This window comes from Tatumella morbirosei (assembly GCF_000757425.2).
Taxonomy (GTDB): domain Bacteria; phylum Pseudomonadota; class Gammaproteobacteria; order Enterobacterales; family Enterobacteriaceae; genus Tatumella; species Tatumella morbirosei.
Genome location: NZ_JPKR02000005.1, coordinates 708,108 through 731,398, shown reverse-complemented (window position 1 = coordinate 731,398; position 23,291 = coordinate 708,108). Strand labels below are relative to the sequence as shown.

Below are 23,291 nucleotides of genomic sequence, written 5' to 3'. Positions count from 1 at the left end.
GAGAACAAACAGACAATATAAATATCAATTAATTATCTGATATAAAATTTAATCCTAATAAAAATTACAGCTAAACTAATGCATAAACTCCATTCACTTACCCCGCTGAAACATCAATTAACCAAATTCCACTCGTCCTGCTCATAAACAACTTTCATCTATTGTTTTGTTAATTAATCATAACGGTGTTTCTTATCACTACAGACATGTTCACCGGCAGGCAAACAATACCCATGAAAATTGCGACCAGACTCATTTACCTCCTTACTCTGTTAATCACGCTTGGGCACCAGGTACAGGCCGGGACAGTGACGGATGTGCTGGGCAGGAAAGTTAATCTGCCACAGGTGCCGCATCATGTGATGCTGGCAGATGCCCGTGCAATTGAAGCGATGAGCATTGTGTTTCACGGCGATCCTTCAGCCAGTATTGCGGCATGGGATAACTCCCTGCAAAAAAAATCACCGGATATCATGGCCGCATTTGCCGGGAACTTTCCGGCACTAAAAAAAATTCCGACCTTCTCTAATCCCTATACCACCACCTTTGATGCTGAAAATGCCGTCGCCATGCATGCCGATCTGGTGATTTTCGATATAGGTCTGCTGGAGAAGCTGAAAGATGAAGGGGTTCTTAGCCGGCTGGATAACCTGCATATCCCGTATATTTTTATCGATTTTCGGCAAAAACCACTGCAAAACAGTGCCCGAAGTATCGAATTACTGGGGCAGGTTTTTCATCAGCAAGCCAATACCCGCCAGTTTCTGAATTTTTACCGACAACGGGCCGTCCTGATAAGCCAGCGGGTTGCCACTCTCAGCCCGCAACAAATTCCTACGGTGTTTATTGAGCGCAGTGCCGGAATTCTGGGTGATTTTTGTTGCAGCACCTTTGGCCAGGGAAGCCTGGGAGAATTTGTTCAGGCGGCCGGGGGCAACAACCTGGGGGGGACATTATTTAGCGGTATGGGGGGAGATGTCAGCCTGGAAAAAATTATCACCCTGAACCCTGATTTTTATCTGCTGACCGGTGCTGACTGGAAGAATGACCGCAAAGCATCGGCCTCGGTTCCCCTTGGTTATCTGCAGGATCCGGCTCTGGCGCATAAAAAGCTGGCAGCCCTGATGAATCGCACCGGCTTCAACGTACTCCAGGCGGTACAAAACATCAGGTCCTGGCTCTCTATCACCAGTTCTATGATCTGCCTTCCAATATCATTGCAGTGGAGGAAATCGCCAAATTCCTGCATCCGCAATTGTTTAAAGATATTGATCCTGAAGCTGACCTGGCCTATGTCCATCAGCATTTTATGGGATTAAAAACATCCGGAGTATTCTGGATAACTCAGTGATGAGCCGGCGAGGATGCGCAGACTGGTAAACCCGGACCGGAAGCTCCGGAAACCGGGATTGCCATAAACAGAGGTTAATACGGACACTCTGACCGGCAGCAGGTCCGCTGCCGGCAGCCCCGAAATTACCAGGCTTTAATAATATCGCCTTTATAGATTTGATTTGCTTTATCAAGCACTTCCTGTGACTGGAAGGCTTGTTTCAGTTCCTGAAGCTTTTTCTCTCCGACATTGTCTTTACGGGCAACCAACACGTTCAGATACGGAGAGGCTTTACCTTCCATAAATAATCCGTCTTTAGAAGCAGATAACCCGGCCTGAGAGGCAAAATTATTATTGATGACCGACAGGTAAACTTTAGGATCATCCAGGGTCCGGGTCAGCTGTGGAGTATCCACCAGCACAAAATTCAGCTTCTTCGGATTCGCCGTAATATCCAGTACTGTGGGCAGCAGACCCGCCTCAGGTTTCACCTTAATCAGTCCCTGAGACTGCAACAGCAGCAGGCTACGGCCAAGTGTGGTCGCTTCATTGGAGATAGTGACCGTCGCGCCATCCGGCAAATCTTTAATATTTTTGATTTTCGAGGAATAAGCAGCAATCGGGAAGATAAAGGTATTGCCGAGGATTACAAACGGATAGCCCCGCTCTTTCTCCTGCATTTCCAGATACGGCACACTCTGGAAGGCATTGGCATCAACATCTTTATTCAGCAGTGCCTCATTCGGTTGCACATAGTCATTAAAGGTAATGACATTCACATCCAGATGATATTTATCTTTAGCGACCTGTTTCACCGTATCCCAAATCTGCTGGTCCGGGCCGGCGTTAATCGCGACCTTGATACTGTTCTGGTCGTCCTGCTTACAGGCACTGAGTAATAAGGCTGATGCAATAAGGGCCGAAGATAGTAGTATTTTTTTCACAGAAAACTCTCCCTGAGTTAATTTTCCGAGACTATAACGGAAGTCTGGACGTCTGTACATCCTAAAATAACGAATCTGCGGCCCTGCCAGCACAAGGTCCTGTCAGAGACCTGTGCTGGCCAGTCTTTATATTTTCCAGCGCCGTACCGTTAGTTTTTCGATTCCGGAAAAAATTACCGCTTCGACCAGCAGACCGATGATCACTACCGTCAACAATCCGGCAAACACATGATCGGTATAGAGTTCGTTCCGGTTCTGGAAAATATACCATCCCAGACCGCCACTGCCGCTGGACGCTCCGAATACCAGTTCAGCAGCAATCAGTGTCCGCCAGGCAAATGCCCAGCCAATCTTGAGCCCGGCCAGAATCGAGGGTAAGGCTGCCGGCATCAGGATATGCACCACATAGCGTGGCCCCGACAGACCGTAATTTTTCCCTGTCATGCGTAGCGTCTCAGAAACACTGTTGAATCCTGAACTGGTGTTCAGGGCAATCGGCCACAGCACGGAGTGAACTATCACAAAAATCAGGCTGCCGCTGCCAAGCCCAAACCAGAGGAGTGCCAGAGGTAACAAAGCAATGGCCGGCAGCGGATTAAACATTGCAGTCAGTGTGTTGAGCAGATCCCGGCCGATCCGACTGCTGACCGCCAGCGCACTAAACACCAGTGATAAAACCGCGCCAATCAGATAACCTTTAATCAATAAACTCAGTGAGTTGTATATTTTACCAGGTAATTCCCCGCTCAGCATATCTTCGGTGAAAGCCCGCAGAGTATCGATAACCCCCGGGAACATCAGGCTGTTATTCTGCCAGCGGGCGATCAGCTCCCAGATCACCAGCAGAATCAGAACCAGCACTGATTTCCTGATCCAGGCCTGATTCCACAACCGCCGACCTGTCGGTAAGGGAGTTTCGGTCTGCAACGCGCCGGGAACTGTAACCTCACGCAGATAGCCGGGTCGAAGATAAGGCTGTGGCGCCATAATGACTCTCCTTGTTGGATGGTGTGACCGGAGAGGGTTCCGGAAACAACAGTTGATGAATTTCCCTGGCGGCCTGACGAAACTCTTCGTTACCGTAATTGTGCCGGGTAAACTGATGGCAGTTACGTTCGGCACGAACCTGCCCCGGATGAGCTGAAAGAATCAAAATCCGGCTGCCAATCAGCAAGGCTTCATCAATGGAATGGGTGACAAATACCAGTGTTGACCCCACTTCTTCCCAAAGTTCCAGCAATTCGTCCTGCATTTGTCGCCGGGTCAGTGCATCCAGAGAGGCAAAAGGTTCATCCATCAACAACACCCCGGGTTTCATGGCCATCGCCCTGGCAATAGCCACCCGTTGTTTCATTCCTCCGGAGAGCATATGCGGATAGACATCGGCAAAGCGCGACAGCCCGACTTTATTCAGGTAGTAGCTCGCAATTTCCCTCGCCTGCTTTTTGTCATAGCGCCCCGTTACCCGTAGCGGAAAAATAATGTTATTGATCACGGTCTTCCACGGAGCCAGTTGATCAAACTCCTGGAAAACCGTCATCCGGTCAGGACCAGGAGCGGTAACCCGCTGACCTTGCAGCAGGATTTCTCCACTGGCCGGCTGAATAAATCCGCCAATCGCTTTTAACAGGCTGGATTTACCACACCCGGATGGACCGAGTAAAACAAACCGGTCAGCAGCATAAACATCAAAGCTCACTTCATGCACCGCGCGTACCCGGTGCTGAGGAGTCTGGTATTCGAGGCTGATATTATTCAGCGATAAAAGTGGCGCTGGTGGTTGCGTCGCGGGCTGAGTCATTACTGTCATATCCTGTTCAGAACGGGGCGTCACCTTCGATGGTGGTTCGGTACAACTGACGGGGGCATTCTGCCGGGCATCCGGTGGCAAGATGAATCAACGATCGGTTATCCCAGAACAGCAGGTCTCCCGGTTGCCAGCGGTGGGTATAGACATTTTCTTCACGAATACTGTGATCATACAGCGCCTGCAGAAGCTGGCTGCTTTCCTGTTCCGGCAGGCCTTCAATATGGGTGGTGAAGCCTTCACTGACAAACAGCGCTTTATTACCGGTTTCAGGGTGAGTTCTGACAACAGGATGGCTGACGGCTTTCACTTCGCTGAGCTGTTTTTCTGTCAGCGTCGGTCGCCACTGGGTGCCAAACTTCGGTTTACTGTAGGTTGCGGTATAGGAGTGAACGGCTCGCTTACCTTCAATCGCCTGTCGCAGGTCCGCCGGTAAGGTTTCCCAGGCCTTATGCATATTGGCGAAACGGGTATCCCCGCCGATCTCCGGCAGAATTTTGGCATACAACATTGACCCGAGGCTCGGAACCTCTTTGTACGACAGGTCCGAATGCCAGTATTTCCCGGCATCTCCCAGTCCGACCGGCTGACCATCGCGGATAATGTTCGATACAATCAGAATTTCGGGATGCCCTTCCAGTAGAAACTGTTTCAGCACATGAATCTGCAGAGGTCCGAAACGGCGGCTGAATGCAATCTGCTGTTCCGGGGTCAGGGTCTGCTGACGGAACACCAGGACATGGTACTGGAGATGTGCCTGGTGAATGCGCCGGAAATCGGCGTTGTTCAGTGGCTGACGCAGATCCAGTCCGATAATTTCGGCCCCTGCGCCCGCCAGAGGGCGGATCTCAAACTGCTGAGAATGTTCTGCGGGTGGCACTGTTTCGGTTAATTCGCTCATAAGATGACTCTCTTAGCCAGACATCAGCTGCCGGGGTTGACCCAGGCTTCCGGGAAGAAATAGTCTTTCCAACTGGCTGCGTGGTGTTTTAATACACCGAGCTGATATAACTTGTCGGCATAAACGTAGGTTCGTTCCGGAGAAACGGTAAAATGATTTTCCGGGTCATTAATGATTTTTTCGATTAATGATAACGGCAGGTGTGACTTCTCCTGGCGGATATAAATTTTCGCCGCATCCTCTTTATTTTTTTCAACATAATCCGCCGCCTGCACTAATGCGTTATAAAATGCCTGATAGGTTTTGGGATTTTCGTCATGGAATTTTTGGGTGGTATACAGTGCATTAAATGATCCCGGCCCACCCAGCACATCATAAGAGCTGAGTATTTTATGAATCGACGGATGTTCTAATTCCTGATACTGGAATGGCGGGCTGGAGAAATGCGCCGTGACCTCTGATTTACCGGAAATTAATGCTACCGTGGCATCAGGGTGCGGCAAACTGACGGTAATATTATCGAACTTTTTAAATTCACTGTTTCCGTAAACCTTGGCGGTCGCTATCTGTAATGTCCGGGACTGAAAACCGACTCCGGCCGCCGGGGCAGCAATCCGGTCTTTATCTGTCAGGTCTTTAATACTTTTGACGGCCGGATTGTTACTCAGCAGGTAACCCGGCATGGAGCCGAGCGAGGCAATCGCTTTTACATCCTGATGCCCGTAAGTCCGGTCCCACACTGTCAGCATCGCCGGGACGCCTGCCGCAGCCACATCCAGTGCTCCGGTGAGTACACCTTCGTTCATGGCGGTGGCACCGGATAAGGTCCGCCATTCGACTTTAATATCAAGGCCTTCTTTTTTGCCCTGCTGCTCAATCAGATGCTGGTCCCGCACCACATCCAGCAATAAATAGCCGATACCAAATTGCTGGGCAATGCTGATGGTCCCCTCAGCATTCGCCGTCACCGGCACCGTCAGTGCGCCTGCCAGTAACCCGGCAATCACTACCGACACGGTTTTCTTTTTCATTACAGCCTCAGAGAATTCATTATGAATGAGTTCATACTGAAGCCTGTATTTTTAAAGATGAAATTATTTATCCGGCAAAAGCATAGCTGATAATCAGATATGCTTTTTATGTTTATCTTCAGAACAATAATCGCTAACTGCGTGGCTAATTTAGCCGTCACGGGCCGGTCACTGCTTCGGCCCATGTCGTTGTCAGTTGGCCGGAGGAATAATATCCCCCTTCACCCGCAGCGCTACAAATAATGCCGCTATTAGTAAGACGCACCCGGCACTGGCAAAGACGCCGGTAATACCGCTATGGCTGAACATCAGTCCGCCAGCGGCTGCGCCGGCGGCAATTGAGGACTGAACGGCCGCCACCACCATCCCACCAGCACTTTCTGCCTGGTCCGGGATTGAACGGGCAATCCAGTTGGACCAGGCGACAGGGATCGCACCAAAGGCCAGACCCCAGAGAGCAACCAGCAGGACCTGACCTGGCAACGTCGCAGGTAACAGCACCAATGCCAGTGCGCTCAATCCCACCACTGCCGGCATCATCACCAGCGTTCCCAGCGGCATTTTTGACAGTAAATAACCGGCCAGTACCGTGCCTGCAAAATTAGCCACCCCGAATCCCAGCAGAACCAATGCCAGGCCGTCCTCTCCCATAGCCGTAGTCGACTCCAGCATCGGCCGGATATAGGTAAACAATGCAAAGTGTCCGCCATGGATCAGAATACATCCCAGTAACCCGGCCCCAATCCCCGGGCGCATAGCAACGCTAAAGATCATGCCCAGTGTCACACCCTGCCTGGGTGCCATCCGCGGCAAAGTAAAAAACTGAAACAGGAAGGTGATCATCCCGATAATTGCAGCCGCGACAAAAGTACTGCGCCAGCCAACAACCCCTCCCAGATAGCTGCCAAGAGGGACGGCCACCACAGTTCCGACCGAAATACCGCTGAAAATTATCGATAGTGCCCGCGGCAACAATTCATCCGGCACCAGCCGCATGGCCACCGCGGCCACCATGCTCCAGAATCCGCCAATCGCAATCCCCAGTAATACCCGCATCAGCAGTAATACGGTCAGGTTCGGTGATAAAGCCACCAGCAGATTAGAAGCGATCATCAGTAAGGTAAAACCCAGTAGCACCGTACGTCGGTCCAGATTACGTGTCAGCCCTGGTACCAACAGGCCGGAAAACAGTGCCACGATGGCAGTGACGGTCACGGACTGGCCCGCTAACGCTTCACTCACCCCCAGGCTGTCAGCCATGGGCGATAACAGACTTGCAGGCAGGTATTCCGCCGTCAGTAAACCAAATACACCGACAGCCAGTGAAAATACCGCCAACCAGGCCGCAGAAACGCCAGCGTCATCCTGAGATGGCAGGCTACATTGCTCAGTACAATGGCTCATTAATTTCCTCCGATGATGTTAATCACCTGATTCTGGAGATAAACACCAGGAGGGTCTATGATAGTAAGTCTGTTATTTTTGACTAAAACTCCTGAAAATGAGCAAAGCTGCCCTTTCTGAATTACCTTCTGATCTGATAAGCGAACTGCTGACAGGAATGCGGTTGCGTGGCGTGAAGTATCGACAAATTAAAGCCGGTAGCCGGTTTGGTTTTAATTTCCCGGCAAGGCCCGGTTATGCCTGCTTCCATTTTATTGCTTCCGGCAGTGCTCTGTTACGTAAAGCTGATGGTACGATTCAGACGCTACCGGCGGGTTATGCGGTATTTATGCCTCATGCCCCCCACCATCAGTTGCTGTCTGATTCCGATGCTGCAATACAGAATATTGATTCCTCTGAAACTATTCCACTGGGTGATTCGGTGAGTGCTATTAATACCTGCTGCAAAATTACCAACCCTGAAAAAACAATTATTTTTCATGGCTGCATGGCCTTTGATCCTGGCGGGATGCAGGGGCTTATCCGGTTAATGCCGGATGAATTGCTGGCAGATACTCTCAGCGACCGTTATCCGGGCTTACTGCCAATTCTTTCGTCAATGAAACGGGAAGTCTGTTCAGGCAGAATTGGCTATCCGGGAATTATGGCCAGGCTTGCTGAAGTGGTGGCCGCCATGCTGATACGGGGTTGGGTAGAATGTGGCTGTGGTAATGGAAGTGGTCTGGTGGCTGCACTTAAAGATCCCCGGCTGGCGCAGGCATTACTGGCTTTGCACCGCAACCCCGGAAAAGAGTGGACCGTGGCGGAACTCGCCGCCGAGTGCCACAGTTCCCGATCGGTATTTGCCGGTCGTTTTCGCCAGACAATCGGCATATCACCGCTGCGTTATGCCACTGAGTTACGTATGCAGCTCGCCAGCCAGTGGCTGAATAACGAACGCCTGCCGATAGAAACCGTGGCTCAGCGGCTGGGCTATACCTCCCAGGCCGCCTTTAGCCGGGCGTTTAAACGGATCACCGGCCTGCCGCCGGGAGCCAGCCGCCACGCCAGGAATCATCAGTAAATATCACGCAGGTAGCGTTTCTGACGGGTCAGCGCTGACAACCACTGCTCTGCCTCACCGGCACTCATCCGGCCATGTTCACGGATGATCTGCAGTAACGTCTGATGGACATCTTTCGCCATTCTGCTGGCATCGCCGCACACACAAACGGTTGCACCTTCCGTCAGCCATTGCCAGAGAATACTGCCTTGTTCCAGCATCCGCTGCTGGACGTAAATTTTCTCTGGTTGATCACGGGAGAAAGCCGTATCCAGCCGGTGCAGTACTCCGTCACGACGGAGGTCTTCCAACTCCTGACGATAATAAAAATCACCGTCAGCATGCTGTTCACCAAAGAACAACCAGTTATGACCCCGGGCACCAATGGCCTGGCGCTGTTGCAGGAAAGCACGGAAAGGGGCAATTCCTGTACCGGGACCAATCATAATCAGTGGTAATGTATCGTCTTCCGGTATCCGGAAACTGACCTGAGGTTTTACAAACACCTGTATACTGTCACCGACAGCGCTATCGGCCAGAAATGACGAACAGACACCATCCCGCATCCCGTGAATACCCTCACGTATCACCGACACCGTCAGATGTATTTCATCCGGAGTCAGCAACGGACTGGACGAAACAGAATAGAGCCGTGGCCGCATCGGTCGCAGATAGCGGATAAATTCATCGGCCCGAACTCTGGCAGGGAATGCCTCCAGCAGATCCACCACCCGCTGCTGCTGTTGCCAGCCGGTAAAATCACCTGCCAGCACCTTCTGTAGTGGAGGAGGAAATTCACCGCTGACAGAATGGTTGCCGAGGTATTCTGCCAGCTCACGGCTCACCACCGATAAATCCAGGTAACCTGTCAACGCATCCTGCAGACTGACCGTCTGCCCGGAACTGACCGTCACCGGCTGCTGTGGATCAAGCTGCAGGGCATTAAGTACGGAGTCTACACACTGCGGTTTATTCTTTGGCCAGACCCCCAGGGCATCTCCGGCCTGATAACTGAGTTCATTCCCTTCTACCGACAATATTATCTGGCGGGTCTCCTTCTGTGATCCCTCCTGGTTCAGTCGCTGACAGGACAACAGCGTGGCGCGGTAAGGCTTGTCACGATGGTACTTTGCAGGGGCTGCGGGCTCAGTCTCTTGCCGGATAACCTGCGTGGGTTTAGCCATGATATTTACCGGAGCAGAACTGCTGCGTAGCAGCCCGGTCATATTTTCCAGCCATAACCTGGCCGGTTGTAGATCCTCCGCTTCGCATTCGGCCCTGGGAGAAAGCCGTGTCGCTCCCAGTTCACTCAGCCGGGTATCGAGACGCCGGCCAAAGCCACAATACTGGTCATAGCTGCTGTCACCGAACGCCAGTACCGAAAAACTGACCGATGACAGCGACGGAGCAGACTCTGCCGTCAGCATTTGCCAGAAACTGAGACCGTTATCCGGCGGATCGCCATCACCAAAAGTACTGACCACCAGTAAAATTTTCCCGGCGCTGGCCAGTTCCGCCGCCCCGTGGTCGGAGACACAGCCGGATCGGGCAGGTATCCCCGCCTGTTCCAGCTGGCTGACACATACGGCGGCAAAAGATTCTGCATTACCGGTGGTTGAGCTCCACAATACCCATACCGGCGCCGCCGTTTCGGCAGCAAAACTGATGGCCGGCTGCCCGTTCGCGAGCGTGGACGCCATGCCAGCTGCCAGCGGAGTACGGGCATACAATCCCGCCAGCAGCCCATCGACCCACAGGCGCATATCATTCCCCAGCGGCGCGGTAGCTGGCAGCACAGGAACACCGCCGCAGGTATCGGGAGGGCTTAAACGCAAACCCGCCAGATATCCTTGCAGATAACGCTGTTCTTCCGCGTTAAGCATTTCAGACAGGCTGGCCCCCGGGACCAACTGCCGGGCGAACAGGTCTGCTGCTGTGGTGGCAGGGTTTTCTGTCATTACGGCCTCCGTAACGGGTTGAGCGTTGATAAGCTCAACATCAGCAATTTTTGGGGTCACTATCGGGGTCAAAGAAACCGCACAATATTTTAGCGCCGGTTGTAGCGATAGCGGATCAACCGCATCGCTGGTCAGCGAATTGACCGACAGGTTCTCACCGAACACGTCATTCCAGTGAAATGGCGCAAAACAGTGGCCGGGTAACACCCTGTTGCTGATTTGCGCCGGCAGGATCGCGTGCCCGCGCCGGGAACGCAGCTCAACCGGTTGTTCAGGTAGAATATTCAACCGCTGAGCATCCTCAGGATGAATCTCAACAAATGGGTTCGGGTTTAACTGGTTCAGCTCGGCAATATGGCCGGTTTTGGTCATGGTGTGCCACTGGTGTTGCAGGCGGCCGGTATTCATCACAAACGGGTAGTCATCATCCGGCGAATCTGTCGGAGATAGCGGCAGACAGCAATGGAAGTGTGCCCGGCCACTGGCGGTCGGGAAAATAATGACCGGAGTACTGGCGGGTTTATCCGTAAAAATGACTTCCTGTGACAGATAGCGTATCGGATGGCGCGATTGCTGATCGTCCGGCGGGCTGGGCCACTGTACCGGTGAATCATACAGCCGCGGGTAGCTGATTCCCCGCAGATCGTAGCCGGTCTGTGGATTATGAAATTGCTGAATTTCGAGAAATACTTCACTGGCAGAACGATAACTAAAATCCTGACGAAAACCCATTTCACAGGCCACACTGGCAATAATCTGCCAGTCAGCCATTGCATCACCAGGCGGGTTAACGGCTTGCTTCATCAGGGTCACATTACGTTCGGAATTTATCATTACCCCTTCGGCTTCTGCCCATAATGCGCCAGGCAACAGTATGTCGGCATAACGGTTAGTTTCGGTATCGAGAAAAGCATCCTGAGTAATCACCAGCTCCGCCTGTTGCAGCCCCCGGATAACCTGCTGCCGGTTCGCCATACTGGCGGCAGGATTAGTGCAGATGATCCAGCAGGCTTTGATGGTGCCGGCCGCCATCTGTTGAAACATATCAACAGTGCCGTGTCCGCCATGATGCGGTAAGGTGCCGGAGGGCAGTCCCCAGAGATTTTCGGTGAAACGGCGATCGTCTTCCGACAGCAAAGAACGCTGCCCGGGAAGTCCCGGTCCCATATAGCCCATCTCCCTGCCCCCCATCGCATTGGGCTGGCCGGTAAGAGAAAAAGGGCCGCAACCGGGCCGGCATATCGTTCCGGTAGCCAGATGCAGATTACACAGCGCACTGGTATTGAGCGTCCCCTGGATGCTCTGGTTGAGCCCCATGGTCCAGCAGCTCATCCAGGCGGGAGACTCCCCTATCCAGTCAGCGGCACGACGGATATCCTGCTCTGCCAGGCCGGTAGCCTCCGCCACTTTATCGAGGGTGTAGTCCGCCAGAAATTCCGGCATCTGTTCCCAGCCCCGGGTATAACGGGCGATAAATTCGTTGTCGGTTTTTCCCTGGCTGACCAGCAATTGCAACAGCCCGTTCATCAGCATCAGGTCACTGCCAGATTTCACCTGTAAAAACAGGCTGGCTTTCTCCGCAGTGGCTGTTCTTCGGGTATCCACCACAATCAGTCTGGCACCGGCATTCACCCGGGCCATCATGCGCAGAAACAGAATCGGATGGCAGTCGGCCATATTGGCCCCAATCACCAGGAACAAATCTGCATGCTCAAAGTCTTCGTAGGAACCGGGAGGACCGTCAGCACCCAGCGATTGCTTGTAACCGCTGCCGGCACTGGCCATACACAGCCGGGAGTTAGATTCGATATTCGGGGTGGCAATAAACCCTTTTGCCAGTTTGTTGGCCAGATACTGAGCCTCCAGCGACATCTGCCCGGAGACATACAGTGCCACGGCCTCTGGTCCATGCTGCTGAATAATGGCCTTCAGACGGTTCGCAGTTTCCCGGATTGCGGCCGTCATCTCCGCCTGCACCGGATCCAGGTGACGCTGTTTACGCAGGAAAGCCCGCGCCAGACGGCCAGGAGCAGTAATGGCTTTAGCGCAAGTCAGTCCTTTGGTACACAATTTGCCACGATTGGCAGGATGCTGTTTATCACCGGTCACTTTGACCACCCGGTTATCAGCCACCTGCATTACAATGCCGCAACCGACCCCGCAATAAGGACAAACGCTTTTAACCTGCTGTGTCTGTTCCGCCATCAATATCTCTCCCTCGATGCTCAGGCTGCGACGTACTTAACCACCACACCACCCTGCTCAGGCATCGCCACCCGTAAGGCCGGCATCCGGCAATAATTCACAACCTCACCGACAATCAGCAAACCTGGCGATTGTGGCTGATAACGAGCCAGCAACTCCGGCAATGTATTGAGGGTGGCAATCAGCAACCGTTGTTCCGGACGGGTCCCGTTTTCGATGATTGCCAGTGGGGTCTCCCCCGCTAACCCTAGCCCGGTCAGCCGCTGGCACAGCCGGGAGCTGTGACTCAGGCCCATGTAAAACACTAACGTTTGTCCCCCCGCGGCCAACGACACATCGTCACACAACTCTTCCCCCGAACGGGTATGAGCGGTGATAAAACGCAGTGACTGGGCACAATCCCGATGGGTTAACGGCAATCCGGCAGCGGCGGCACACCCGATCGCGGCAGTGATCCCCGGCACGATATGACAGGCGATACCGGCCTGTTGCAGCGACTCCATCTCTTCGCCGCCCCGGCCAAACACAAAAGGATCTCCGCCTTTCAGCCGCACTACCCGTTGGCCGGCCTGTGCCAGCTCCCCCAATAACTGATTGATTTGTGACTGATTCAGCCGGTGATCACCCCGGGATTTACCGACATCAATGCACAAGGCCTGCTCAGGGACCAGAGCCATAATCTGTTCTGAGACCAGACGGTCATAGACCACCACATCGGCCTGCTGAATCACCCGCAGTGCTTTCAGGGTCAGTAGCTCAACATCGCCCGGCCCTGCTCCGACCAGCCAGACTTCACCCGCGGTCACCGGCTGGCGCAGGTCGGCCACAGAAATGAGTTGCTTAAGAGTGTTCATCGGTTATCTCCTCTTCAGGGGCTCAGGATGCCACCGCAATAATCTGCGGCTCAGAGACAGGCAACGGCTGACGGTTAACCCGAATAGCACCGTTCTCCAGTCTGACCGGCCAGCAACGTACTCTGACTGAGGCATCATCCGGACTAATACCATCAGACAGCCGCAGGCGTTTTTTGTAGAGCGGAGAAATGACCAGCGGCTCTCCGGCCTCATCACCCACCAGCCCGCGGGCCAGTACGTTGGCGCCTGTACCCGGCTCCTGATTATCGAGGGCGTAAACCACAGGTTGATCACCTCCCAGACGGAACAGAGCGATTTGCCGGGAGCCTAACCGCGCGGCGATACCGGTATTGACCGGGATATCTTCCAGTTGCCCGACAGTCACCCATTCGTCGCTGACATCCGGAGCCACCGCAGGGCGGATTTTTTCTTCTGCCAGCGCCGGACGAATCTGTCCGCGCTCCGGAACCATCACCACCGCTTCATCCGGCTGATCGCTGTTGATAAAGGCCCGGAATAGTTTCAGGTGCTGAGGGTGACTGAGGGTGGTTTTCCACTCACACTGATACGTTGCCACGATATGCTGCATCTCACAGTCCAGTGAGGTACCCAGCCCAAGACTGTCTTCCAGGATCACCGACTTCAGGTAACCTATTCCCCCCTCCAGGTTATCCAGCCAGTTACTGGTTCGCTGTAAACGATCCGCAGTACGCACATAAAACATCAGCACTCTGTCGATCGTTCTGATCAGCGTTTCGGTATCCAGATCGGCAGCAAACAGATCCGCGTGGCGGGGTTTCATACCGCCGTTACCGCAGACATACAGATTCCAGCCTTTATCGGTGGCAATCACACCAATGTCTTTACCCTGGGCTTCGGCACACTCGCGGGTACAGCCGGAGACCGCCATTTTGATTTTATGCGGCGAACGCAGCCCCTTATAACGTTCCTCCAGACGGATGGCTAACGCGGTGGAATCCTGCACCCCGTAGCGGCACCAGGTAGAACCCACACAGGACTTGACGGTACGCAGTGACTTTCCGTAGGCATGACCGGTTTCAAAACCCGCCGCCAGTAATTCGCTCCAGATATCCGGTAACTGTTCAAGCCGGGCGCCGAACAAATCCACCCGTTGTCCGCCGGTGATTTTGGTATACAGGTTGTAACGTTCAGCCACCTGACCCAGGGTAATCAGGCCCTGTGGGGTGATTTCACCGGCAGGGATACGAGGTACCACTGAATAGGTCCCGTCTTTCTGAATATTGCCAAAGAAACGATCATTGGTATCCTGCAAAGAGATATGCTCCGGTTCCAGCAGATAGTCATTCCAGCAGGAGGCCAGCAGAGAACCCACCAGCGGCTTACAGATTTCGCAGCCGTGTCCCTGTCCGTGCTGACGGATCAACTCGTCAAACGAACGAATATTATTAACCCGGATCAGGTGATAGAGTTCCTGGCGTGAATAGGCAAAGTGGCTGCAGACATCCTTTTTCACTTCAACGCCCAGCGCGGTCAGTTCATGTTCCATCACCTGTTTCAGTAACGGGACACAGCCGCCACAACCGGTTCCGGCTTTGGTACAGGTTTTCAGCCCGTTGAGTTCGGTACAGCCCCCGGCCACCGCCTGAGAAATATCCCCTTTAGTGACATTATGGCAGGAACAGATTTGTGCGGTTTCCGGCAGCAGAGCGACCCCTAAACCACCACTACTTTCTCCGGCCGCCGCCGGCAGAATCAGACTTTCCGGATGTTCAGGCAGCGGAATACCATTCAGCATACGTTGCAGCAGCTGGCTATAGTCTGAACTGTCGCCAATCAGTACCGCGCCCAGTAGGGATTTGCGGTCTTCGGAGACCACAATTTTCTTATAAACCCGGGCCGGACCATCGGTCCACTGATAACTCAGGCTACCCGGAGTGGTTCCATGGGCATCCCCGACAGAGGCAACCTCCACCCCCAGTAGTTTGAGTTTAGTACTCATGTCTGCACCACTGAACGGGTTGTTCAGCGCAGCCAGTCGATCGGCGAGACATCGCGCCATCTGATAACCCGGAGCCACCAGGCCAAAAATTTTGCCCTGCCAGAGCGCACATTCACCAATGGCCGAGATGGCCGGATCAGAAGTCTGGCAGAAATCATCGATGACAATCCCACCGCGTGGCCCTTTTTGCAGACCCGCGCTGTCCGCCAGTTCATCACGCGGCCGGATACCGGCAGAAAACAGCACCAGATCGGCTTCCAGTTCTGTGCCATCAGCAAACCGTAACTGATGTTGCGCGTGTTTTCCCTGGGTGATTTCCACGGTCTGGCGGGAGGTATGTACCTGTACCCCGAGAGCAGCAATCTTCTTCTGCAACATCCGCGCGCCGTCATCATCCAGCTGTAGGGCCATCAGCCGCGGAGAAAACTCCACCACATGGGTCTCCAGGCCGGACTGTAACAGGGCATTCGCCGCTTCCAGACCCAGCAGCCCGCCACCGATAACCACTCCGCTTTTAGCCTGCGCGGAGTGTGCGGCAATCGCATCCAGGTCATCCAGTGTCCGGTAGACCAGGCAACCTTCACGATCATGCCCCGGCACCGGCGGCACAAACGCGTAGGACCCGGTCGCCAGCACCAGCTGATCATAAGCCAGCTGATGACCTTCGCTGTCGGTCACCACCCTGGCCTGTGCATCGATATGTGCTACCTGACTGCGGGTGCGTAATTCTATGCCGGTTTGTGCGAAGAAATTATCTTTCACCAGTGACAATGATTCGGCACTGCGCCCGGAAAAGTATTCTGACAGGTGAACACGGTCATAGGCCGGATGCTGCTCTTCGCCAAAGACCACGACCTGATACTGTTGGTGCAGCTGTCGTTCGGCCAGTTGCTCCAGAAAGTAGTGACCCACCATGCCATGTCCAACAACCACTAATACCGGCTTACTCATATTACTCATATTCCGCTCCCCCGCAGCCTCAGGCTGCTGTTATCAACATTGCATGCCACGGCTCAGGCGGCTTTCGGTTGTTTCTCATACAGAAAATGCAATACCTGTTGCCGGTATTGCTGATACCGGCGGTCATCTGCCAGCGCCACTCTGGAGCGCGGACGCTCCAGGGCAACGTCCATCACTTCTCCGACGGTCGCTGCCGGGCCGTTGGTCATCATAAATACGCGATCTGACAGCAAAACCGCTTCATCAACGTCATGAGTGATCAAAACAATGGTGGTCCGCAGCTGCTGCTGAATATCCATCACCGCATCCTGCAGATGCGCTCTGGTCAGCGCATCCAGTGCGCCAAAGGGCTCATCCATCAGCAGAACCGACGGTTTCATCGCCAGCGCCCGGGCAATTCCGACCCGCTGCTTCATGCCTCCGGAGATCTCATCAGGCCGCTTAGTGGCGGCATGTTCCATATGCACCAGTTGCAGGTTATGCATAATCCAGTCTTTCATTTCGGCTTTGGTCATCTGACCACGGAACACCTGATTTACTGCCAGGGCGACATTTTCGTAAGCCGTCAGCCACGGTAATAAAGAGTGGTTCTGAAATACTACCGCCCGCTCCGGACCGGGGCCGTCAATTTCACGGTTGTTGCATAACAATCCGCCACGGGTCGGGAAAGTGAGTCCGGCGATCAGGTTGAGCAGCGTTGATTTACCGCAGCCGGAATGACCGATCAGGCTGATGCATTCACCCGCTGCGATATCAAAACTGACATTGTCCAGGGCCAGAAAATCACCGCTGGCCGTCGAAAACTGCTGACTGACTTGTTGTACCTGGATTATCGGGTTGGCAGACATAACTCTCTCCTTAACGTTTTTCATAGCTGAAACGCCGGGCGACCCACATCAACAGTTGCTCAAGCAACAGCCCCACGACTCCGATAACAAAAATAGCGATGATGATGTGTTCCACATTCAGGTTGTTCCATTCATTCCAGATCCAGAACCCAATCCCCATCCCGCCGGTCAGCATTTCCGCGGCTACAATCACCAGCCAGGCAATCCCTATCGACAAACGCATACCCGTCAGGATGTTGGGCAATACCGCCGGAAACAGAATTTTGCGCATGACAGTAAACTCCGACAGACGCAGTACTCTGGCGACATTCAGGTAATCATCAGGAATACGCCGGACACCTTCAGCGGTATTAAGAATCATCGGCCAGACAGAGCAGATAAAAATGGTCCAGTAAGAAGCCGGATCCGCACGCTGGAAAATAAGCAGCCCTATCGGCAGCCAGGCCAGTGGACTGACCGGGCGCAGTAACGAAATCACCGGATTAAACATGTCGGCGATAAAACGAAAACGACCAATCAAAAAGCCCACCGGAATCCCCACCAGCGCAGCAAGGCCAAACCCGATAGCAACCCGTTGCAGCGAAGCCAGCACATTCCAGCCGATTCCCTGGTCATTAGGCCCGGCCACATAGAACGGATGAGCGAAAATGGGAATGGCTGACTGCCAGGTTTGCCAGGGGGTCGGGAAACCGTGGCTGTACAGAGCCACCATCTGCCAGCCTCCCAGCAATAACAGCACCCCCAGCAGTCCGGCAAACAACTGGCGGAATACCCGACGAAACATGGCATTAGGACGCCGGGTGACGGGCGCCGGGGCTGCCGCGCCGGAAACAGCAGTAGAGGCGGGAAGCGTCGCCACTACCGGAGTTACTTCAGACTGTTGTGTCATGCTGGCCTCACTGGTTGTTGAATACTAAAACTATTGAGATAGCCGGCAGGATCGCTGCCATCCCAGCGTTTGCCGTCCATCAGCACGCTGCTGCGCATCTCACTGTCGGGAAGCGGTACATTTCCTACCGCGGCTGCCGCCTGTTTATAAATATCGATACGATTGATTTGCCTGGCGACAGCCAGATAATCAGGCTCCGTTTTTAGTAACCCCCAACGGCGGTGCTGAGTCAGAAACCACATCCCGTCAGAGAGCCACGGGAAACTGACTTCGCCATCGTGATAGAAGCGCATCGGATGGGTATCCTGCCATGTCTGACCCAGGCCATTTTCATAACGACCCAGCATGCGCCCGGCAATGGCATGCACATCGGTATTGATCACTGCACGGCCTGCGATAATGTTGGCAGTCTCCAGCCGGTTAGCCTCGCTGGCATCAATCCAGCGGCCAGCTTCCAGCACAGCGGCGGTCAATGCCCGGGCAGTATTAGGATGAGCAGTAACCCAGTCGCCCCGGGTCCCAAGGATTTTTTCCGGATGATCCGGCCAGATTTGCTGTGACGTTGCTGCGGTAAAACCCACCTTCTCGCTAATCGCCCGTTGGTTCCAGGGCTCCCCGACACAGCAACCCTGCATATTGCCGATTTTCATATTGACCACCATCTGCGGAGGCGGTACCACCAGGCTGCGAATTTGCTGTAACGGATGAATACCGGCGGTTGCCAGCCAGTAGTACAACCACATGGCATGTGTTCCGGTAGGGAACGTCTGTGCGAAGGTATAGGTGCCAGGCGGGTTTGCATCGATATGCCGTTGCAGGGCTGCCAGGTCGGTAATCCCGGCTTCCCGTAGCTGGTTTGCCAGGGTAATCCCCTGGCCGTTCTGATTAATGGTCAGCAGGTTAGCCATCGGCGTTGCCGGGCCCGCCAGCCCCATATGCAATCCATACAGTTCGCCGTAAAGGATGTGGGCGGCATCCAGCTCACCGGACAACAGTTTGTCGCGAACCGTCGCCCAACTGGCCTGTTTTTGCGGCACAATGCGGATGCCGTACTTTTTATCAAAACTCTTCGCCGCAGCCATCACCACCGACGCGCAATCCGTGAGGGGGATAAACCCGACCTGTACGGTTTTCAGTTCCGGCGCGTCAGAACCGGCTGCCCATACACTGTTCATCAGGCCGGGGACCAGCAGGCTGCCGGTTATCGCGGCGCTCCCTTGCAGAAATCTGCGTCGGGAAAAAGTCCGGTCTGTTTTTGTCTGTTGGCTCATTCACCCTGTCCTTCTGTGCCCGGTCAGTTTCGGCAAAAAAAAACGCCCACCGCTGCATCGTGAATATGCAGTGATGGACGCCATTGTCCGTAACCTGTGTTCTCAGCCGCCGTTGGCCGGGCCCACAGGTGTAATCAGTTTTGAGTTTACTGAAGCAAGAGCCATGCCATCGGCACAACCTTCCGGGAGGTCCGGTCATAAAATGGGTAATAAACCCTTTATTTAGCTGGGGAAAAATAATTCGTTGCCGAAGGACTGACTGACAGAATCACAGAGCGCTGGCAGGCAGGGATCACAGGGGGAAAAATGTGACCTGCACCACAAAAGAACAATACCCGCACCCTTGATGTGCATATCACTTTAGCCGGGATGATCGAATACCCCGGCGACTGACAGTAATGCAGCGGCAATATCTGAGATCTTTTTATTCTGATCCATCGCCATCTGACGCAGCGTTTTATAGGCTTCATCTTCGGTCAGTTGGCGATGCTGCATAAGCAATTTTTTGGCACTGTCCACGGTTTTTCTTTGATGAAGGACCTCGCGCAAATCAGTCAGCTCCTGATTCTGTGCATCCAGCCGCTGTGATTGCTGGCGTAACAGAGAAAGCAGCGACTGCCCAAGTTGTGGCTGAACGCCTTCACTTTGTAGCCAGCCTCCCTGACGGTGAACGCCCGCGGAAGAGTGCTCCATAAATACCGAATAACCGCTATAACCGTCCGCCATCGTCGTTTTCAGGCTATTGATATCAGCCTGCTGTTCATCACAGGCCCGCTGAGTAGTGAGGATCCGTTCACGGCATAACTGCATCAGAGTATGCTGCAAGTGATCTTCCAGCTGTTTCATGGTATCGATACGCCGGGTGGCCAGCAGAAACCAGTGCTGGCTGACATCAGAATTCCCCGGCAAACTGCTACGGGTACAGGCAATCCGCCTTAGCCGTTCAAACTCGCTGTCGGGTACCATCTCCAGCCAACGACGCCGGTTGTCCGGATCAGTAAATTCAATGAATGTGGCAAAGTAGTGTTCCTGGCGCTCGATCAGGCTGATGATCTGCCCGGCAGGCTGATCATCTGCATCTTCCGGCATATGCCCGCTGAAGATACGCACCCCAATCGCCCGTTCCTGCCCTGCCAACTCTTTGCCCTGCATAAAACTAAACAAAGCAATCAGGGCCCGTGAGATGGCCGGATCAGCCGAAGCATCAGAGACCGCAAACACCAGTGACAGCAGATGACGAATAGTATCATTGAAGACTTCTACCGCGCCCACCAGCGAGGCGATCCTGCCGGTGATTTGCTGGCGGGTTTCCTGTAATACGCCCAGCGCATACACGGCCCGTGCAGCACAGTGAAATAACCGGCTGGCCTGTGGCTGGCCCGGGTTCAGTGCCTGAGTATTATCGAGATAGTGCATCAGATCCTGCTGGGACAGCAGTGAATCCTGCTCACGGTGGCGCAAATCTGCAGCGGTCTGTCGACCTTCACTGCACAGAAACAGATTGACCGTACCCCGTTCACGCTGCAGATGGTGAATAAGTACGCTGACTTTCCCCACCAACTCTCCACTGTCCAGCAAACAACCCAGACTGTTGAGTTCACACTGTCTGGAGGCCAGCAAAAAACGAAGGGTAGTCGGTATATAGTCAGTCATCATCAGTCCCCTGCAAAAAAAGAATCTATGCAAAGTACACGCCAGAGCCGATAAAAAGGTAAAAAAAATCCCCGTCTGGTCACGGGGATAAAACACAACGAAACCCTAAATCTTTACTGGTAAACGAAGGTTACACCAACTATCGACTGCACGTTACCGGCCACCACCTGACCCGAAGTCCGCGCATAGGTGGCGGTAAGCCCCAGGCTGACCGGAGTGGTACCCACATTACCTAACGATACTGTCTTGTTGGTTGCCAAAACTCCATTGCTGTTAGACAACTGTACACCTATCCCCTGAGCCGGAGACGCAGAAGAAGTATTGGAGAAAATGGTGGATGCGGTATCTGTTGTTGTTCCGGTCAGATAATAAGAGAGTGCTTTAGTTGAACCACAATGAACCGTCAGAGGAATAGACTGAGTACCCGGATAATTTGGTAACGTCACGGTGACCGCGCGGGAAGACACATCACACCCACCGGTCGGTACAGTGACGGTGTTATTTGCTTTCAGATTCCAGGTAATAGTTTGGGAAACCTGCCCCGGATTACCCTCTTTCTGAAGTTGCAGTGTTGCAAATATTTGTCCCGCCTGAATAACCACGCCACTGGCACTCCCTGTAGGGGTCAGATAGAGGATGGTATTCCATGGGGCATAAGTTCCGTTTGGTGTCGGGACCCAGGAGGTAGGTGAAGGCAGAGGGAAAGAGTAAGTATCACCATTATAGGTGATACTGCCGGTAAAAGCGGAAAGCGCTCCTGCATAAGCTGACGCAGTCCCTACCCGAATAGGATCCTTATAAACACTGGGTAAGTCATTCTTACACTGGATACTGTTACCGAGATTGACGACCAAATTTTCAGTGGACTGAACACTGGGTGCCAGGGTTACAGGCACGGTCACTGTGCCCGAACCGCTTATTGAAGTCCCGTTAGCCTGGCAGGTAAACGCCTGAGCGCCTGCTGAACACAGCATGAGCAGACCCGCCAGAAGAAAGATGATTTTTTTGGACATTATTGTCAGCCTTTATTCAATGAAACTAAGGAATAAGCGAACAGGCGACGGTAGTCTGGAATATGAGCCGACTACCTTGCGCGTTAACTGAACCAGATCTGATAATGAACGCTCGTCGATATACTGTCCCCGGAGTCCTGTAAAAAATTTATTGCCAGGTATAAGTCACATTCACCACTGACTGGATAGTTCCCTGGGTGGTACCTCCGTCCGGAGATATCGCGCGCACTTCAAGATTAAAGGCCGTCGCCTGCGTGGAGTCACTGACAGATGACTTCAGCGTACCACCGTTGGTGATATTATTACCGTTACTGTCGGCCAGTTGAACGGCCAGATTGCCGGCAGTTCCCTGGTTCAGGAAGTAAGTGCCACTGGAATCCGATGTACCACTAAAGGTCGCCACTACACTACTGGTCCCCACCGGACAATTGGTCAGATTCAGAGTGACTGTTTTCCAGTCAGAGTAGGAGCCGGCAGTGGCTAATGCCGTAGTCGACAGATTTCCCAGGTCAACATTGGCGGTAGTCGTCGCGATAGTGCAAGGTTCTGCGACCACCTTTCCGTTAATAGTGATGGTCACATCGGCCGCGGTAGTCGTGTTGGTGAACAGAAGGATCCCGAGGGCAACGAGTCCTGAAACTATTTTTCTCATCTTATTCCCGGCTTATTCAAATTCCAGTGTGATGGTGGCTGAGGCCGTGACCTGTCCGGCAGTCACCGGCGCAGTGGTGGAAACCATACGTGCGTAGAAATTCAGACTGTTTTGCTGTCCCGCAGTCAACGTATGCCATGTCATGTCGTCATCACTTTGATTAACTGGCAACACCGTCTGGTCCGAATCAAGAATCTGGACCCCAATTCCCTGAGCATCGGTGCTGTCACCACTGTCTATCTTCAACAAGGTATTGTTCACCGTGTCCGCCACCCCGGTAAACCCCACTTTTACCGCACTGGCGGCACTGCCGCAGGAGGAGAAGGTCAGCGTAAAGGGCACCATCCCTGTACTTGTACCCACGGTAGTAAACATTTTTGAAGTATAGTTTTGCAGATTTACCGTCATATTTTGAGAGGCCGTAGAGACCACGCAGGTATTATCCTGAACAGTCCCGCTGATATTAATCACGCTGTCTGCGGCGTAACTGCGGCTACTCAAAAGTAATAATGCCAGCAGCGCCATTAAATGATGTTTCATAATCC

At 53.4% G+C, this 23,291-nt stretch carries 17 protein-coding genes and 1 pseudogene; 2 read left to right on the top strand and 16 right to left on the bottom strand.

The window, feature by feature from the left end:
* The first annotated feature begins 227 nt into the window (after positions 1-227).
* A pseudogene (locus tag HA49_RS18895) lies at positions 228-1,351 on the top strand (ABC transporter substrate-binding protein).
* 125 nt (positions 1,352-1,476) lie between these two features.
* On the opposite strand, the gene HA49_RS18890 reads toward HA49_RS18895, so the two are convergent.
* The 6 genes from HA49_RS18890 to HA49_RS18865 all read right to left on the bottom strand — a co-directional run bounded on the left by HA49_RS18890 (position 1,477) and on the right by HA49_RS18865 (position 7,420).
* Positions 1,477-2,277, bottom strand: coding sequence for a MetQ/NlpA family ABC transporter substrate-binding protein (locus tag HA49_RS18890; protein WP_038016692.1), 801 nt, complete (start codon positions 2,275-2,277; stop codon positions 1,477-1,479).
* 126 nt (positions 2,278-2,403) lie between these two features.
* The gene (locus tag HA49_RS18885) at positions 2,404-3,264 is read right to left on the bottom strand and encodes an ABC transporter permease (protein WP_038016268.1); all 861 of its coding nucleotides are present in this window, start codon (positions 3,262-3,264) and stop codon (positions 2,404-2,406) included.
* Positions 3,224-4,078 carry an ABC transporter ATP-binding protein gene (locus tag HA49_RS18880; protein ID WP_038016267.1) on the bottom strand — a complete coding sequence of 285 codons (855 nt, stop codon included), beginning with the start codon at positions 4,076-4,078 and terminating at the stop codon, positions 3,224-3,226. The genes HA49_RS18885 and HA49_RS18880 overlap by 41 nt, the downstream gene beginning before the upstream one ends.
* 16 nt (positions 4,079-4,094) lie before the next feature.
* On the bottom strand, positions 4,095-4,985 hold the full coding sequence (locus tag HA49_RS18875) for a TauD/TfdA dioxygenase family protein (RefSeq protein ID WP_038016266.1): 891 nt from the start codon (positions 4,983-4,985) through the stop codon (positions 4,095-4,097).
* A 23-nt stretch (positions 4,986-5,008) separates the two neighbouring features.
* Positions 5,009-6,016 (bottom strand): ABC transporter substrate-binding protein, encoded by a 1,008-nt coding sequence (locus HA49_RS18870; RefSeq protein WP_038016265.1) that lies wholly within the window; start codon positions 6,014-6,016, stop codon positions 5,009-5,011.
* Between the two features lie 192 nt (positions 6,017-6,208).
* On the bottom strand, positions 6,209-7,420 hold the full coding sequence (locus tag HA49_RS18865) for an MFS transporter (RefSeq protein ID WP_038016263.1): 1,212 nt from the start codon (positions 7,418-7,420) through the stop codon (positions 6,209-6,211).
* Positions 7,421-7,517: 97 nt separating this feature from the next.
* Here HA49_RS18865 and HA49_RS18860 point away from each other — a divergent pair, with 97 nt between their 5' ends.
* A complete protein-coding gene (locus HA49_RS18860) occupies positions 7,518-8,483 on the top strand; it encodes an AraC family transcriptional regulator (protein ID WP_038016262.1) in 966 nt (321 codons plus the stop codon).
* Here the strand turns inward: HA49_RS18860 and HA49_RS18855 are convergent.
* From HA49_RS18855 to fimF, 10 genes are all read right to left on the bottom strand, one after another.
* Complete coding sequence (locus tag HA49_RS18855) at positions 8,477-12,625, bottom strand: bifunctional nitrate reductase/sulfite reductase flavoprotein subunit alpha (protein WP_038016260.1); 4,149 nt, start codon at positions 12,623-12,625, stop codon at positions 8,477-8,479. The two genes, HA49_RS18860 and HA49_RS18855, sit on opposite strands and share 7 nt — an antisense overlap.
* A 20-nt stretch (positions 12,626-12,645) precedes the next feature.
* Entirely contained in the window at positions 12,646-13,479 is an 834-nt protein-coding gene (gene cobA, locus HA49_RS18850) for a uroporphyrinogen-III C-methyltransferase (protein WP_038016258.1), read from the bottom strand.
* 22 nt (positions 13,480-13,501) lie between these two features.
* Positions 13,502-16,411 (bottom strand): nitrite reductase large subunit NirB, encoded by a 2,910-nt coding sequence (gene nirB / locus HA49_RS18845; protein ID WP_038016690.1) that lies wholly within the window; start codon positions 16,409-16,411, stop codon positions 13,502-13,504.
* A 62-nt stretch (positions 16,412-16,473) separates the two neighbouring features.
* Complete coding sequence (locus HA49_RS18840) at positions 16,474-17,268, bottom strand: ABC transporter ATP-binding protein (protein ID WP_038016257.1); 795 nt, start codon at positions 17,266-17,268, stop codon at positions 16,474-16,476.
* A gap of 10 nt (positions 17,269-17,278) precedes the next feature.
* Positions 17,279-18,157: a nitrate ABC transporter permease gene (gene ntrB / locus HA49_RS18835; RefSeq protein ID WP_038016255.1), complete on the bottom strand. Its 879-nt coding sequence runs from the start codon at positions 18,155-18,157 to the stop codon at positions 17,279-17,281.
* Positions 18,154-19,428: a CmpA/NrtA family ABC transporter substrate-binding protein gene (locus HA49_RS18830; protein ID WP_038016254.1), complete on the bottom strand. Its 1,275-nt coding sequence runs from the start codon at positions 19,426-19,428 to the stop codon at positions 18,154-18,156. The genes ntrB and HA49_RS18830 overlap by 4 nt, the downstream gene beginning before the upstream one ends.
* 360 nt (positions 19,429-19,788) lie before the next feature.
* Positions 19,789-21,084 (bottom strand): nitrate- and nitrite sensing domain-containing protein, encoded by a 1,296-nt coding sequence (locus HA49_RS18825; RefSeq protein WP_425427748.1) that lies wholly within the window; start codon positions 21,082-21,084, stop codon positions 19,789-19,791.
* Positions 21,085-21,194: 110 nt separating this feature from the next.
* Positions 21,195-22,094 carry a fimbrial protein gene (locus HA49_RS18820; RefSeq protein WP_038016250.1) on the bottom strand — a complete coding sequence of 300 codons (900 nt, stop codon included), beginning with the start codon at positions 22,092-22,094 and terminating at the stop codon, positions 21,195-21,197.
* Positions 22,095-22,242: 148 nt separating this feature from the next.
* A complete protein-coding gene (fimG, locus tag HA49_RS18815) occupies positions 22,243-22,746 on the bottom strand; it encodes a type 1 fimbrial minor subunit FimG (RefSeq protein ID WP_038016249.1) in 504 nt (167 codons plus the stop codon).
* A gap of 12 nt (positions 22,747-22,758) precedes the next feature.
* Entirely contained in the window at positions 22,759-23,286 is a 528-nt protein-coding gene (fimF, locus tag HA49_RS18810) for a type 1 fimbrial adaptor subunit FimF (RefSeq protein WP_038016247.1), read from the bottom strand.
* Between the last annotated feature and the right edge of the window lie 5 nt (positions 23,287-23,291).

Excerpts from the sequence above, each read along its gene's own strand:
- HA49_RS18885 (WP_038016268.1), bottom strand. The coding sequence starts at position 3,264 with ATGGCGCCACAGCCTTATCTTCGACCCGGCTATCTGCGTGAGGTTACA.
- HA49_RS18880 (WP_038016267.1), bottom strand. The coding sequence starts at position 4,078 with ATGACTCAGCCCGCGACGCAACCACCAGCGCCACTTTTATCGCTGAAT.
- HA49_RS18875 (WP_038016266.1), bottom strand. The coding sequence starts at position 4,985 with ATGAGCGAATTAACCGAAACAGTGCCACCCGCAGAACATTCTCAGCAG.
- HA49_RS18870 (WP_038016265.1), bottom strand. The coding sequence starts at position 6,016 with ATGAAAAAGAAAACCGTGTCGGTAGTGATTGCCGGGTTACTGGCAGGC.
- HA49_RS18865 (WP_038016263.1), bottom strand. The coding sequence starts at position 7,420 with ATGAGCCATTGTACTGAGCAATGTAGCCTGCCATCTCAGGATGACGCT.
- HA49_RS18860 (WP_038016262.1), top strand. The coding sequence starts at position 7,518 with ATGAGCAAAGCTGCCCTTTCTGAATTACCTTCTGATCTGATAAGCGAA.
- HA49_RS18855 (WP_038016260.1), bottom strand. The coding sequence starts at position 12,625 with ATGGCGGAACAGACACAGCAGGTTAAAAGCGTTTGTCCTTATTGCGGG.
- cobA (WP_038016258.1), bottom strand. The coding sequence starts at position 13,479 with ATGAACACTCTTAAGCAACTCATTTCTGTGGCCGACCTGCGCCAGCCG.
- nirB (WP_038016690.1), bottom strand. The coding sequence starts at position 16,411 with ATGAGTAAGCCGGTATTAGTGGTTGTTGGACATGGCATGGTGGGTCAC.
- HA49_RS18840 (WP_038016257.1), bottom strand. The coding sequence starts at position 17,268 with ATGTCTGCCAACCCGATAATCCAGGTACAACAAGTCAGTCAGCAGTTT.
- ntrB (WP_038016255.1), bottom strand. The coding sequence starts at position 18,157 with ATGACACAACAGTCTGAAGTAACTCCGGTAGTGGCGACGCTTCCCGCC.
- HA49_RS18830 (WP_038016254.1), bottom strand. The coding sequence starts at position 19,428 with ATGAGCCAACAGACAAAAACAGACCGGACTTTTTCCCGACGCAGATTT.
- HA49_RS18825 (WP_425427748.1), bottom strand. The coding sequence starts at position 21,084 with ATGATGACTGACTATATACCGACTACCCTTCGTTTTTTGCTGGCCTCC.
- HA49_RS18820 (WP_038016250.1), bottom strand. The coding sequence starts at position 22,094 with ATGTCCAAAAAAATCATCTTTCTTCTGGCGGGTCTGCTCATGCTGTGT.
- fimG (WP_038016249.1), bottom strand. The coding sequence starts at position 22,746 with ATGAGAAAAATAGTTTCAGGACTCGTTGCCCTCGGGATCCTTCTGTTC.
- fimF (WP_038016247.1), bottom strand. The coding sequence starts at position 23,286 with ATGAAACATCATTTAATGGCGCTGCTGGCATTATTACTTTTGAGTAGC.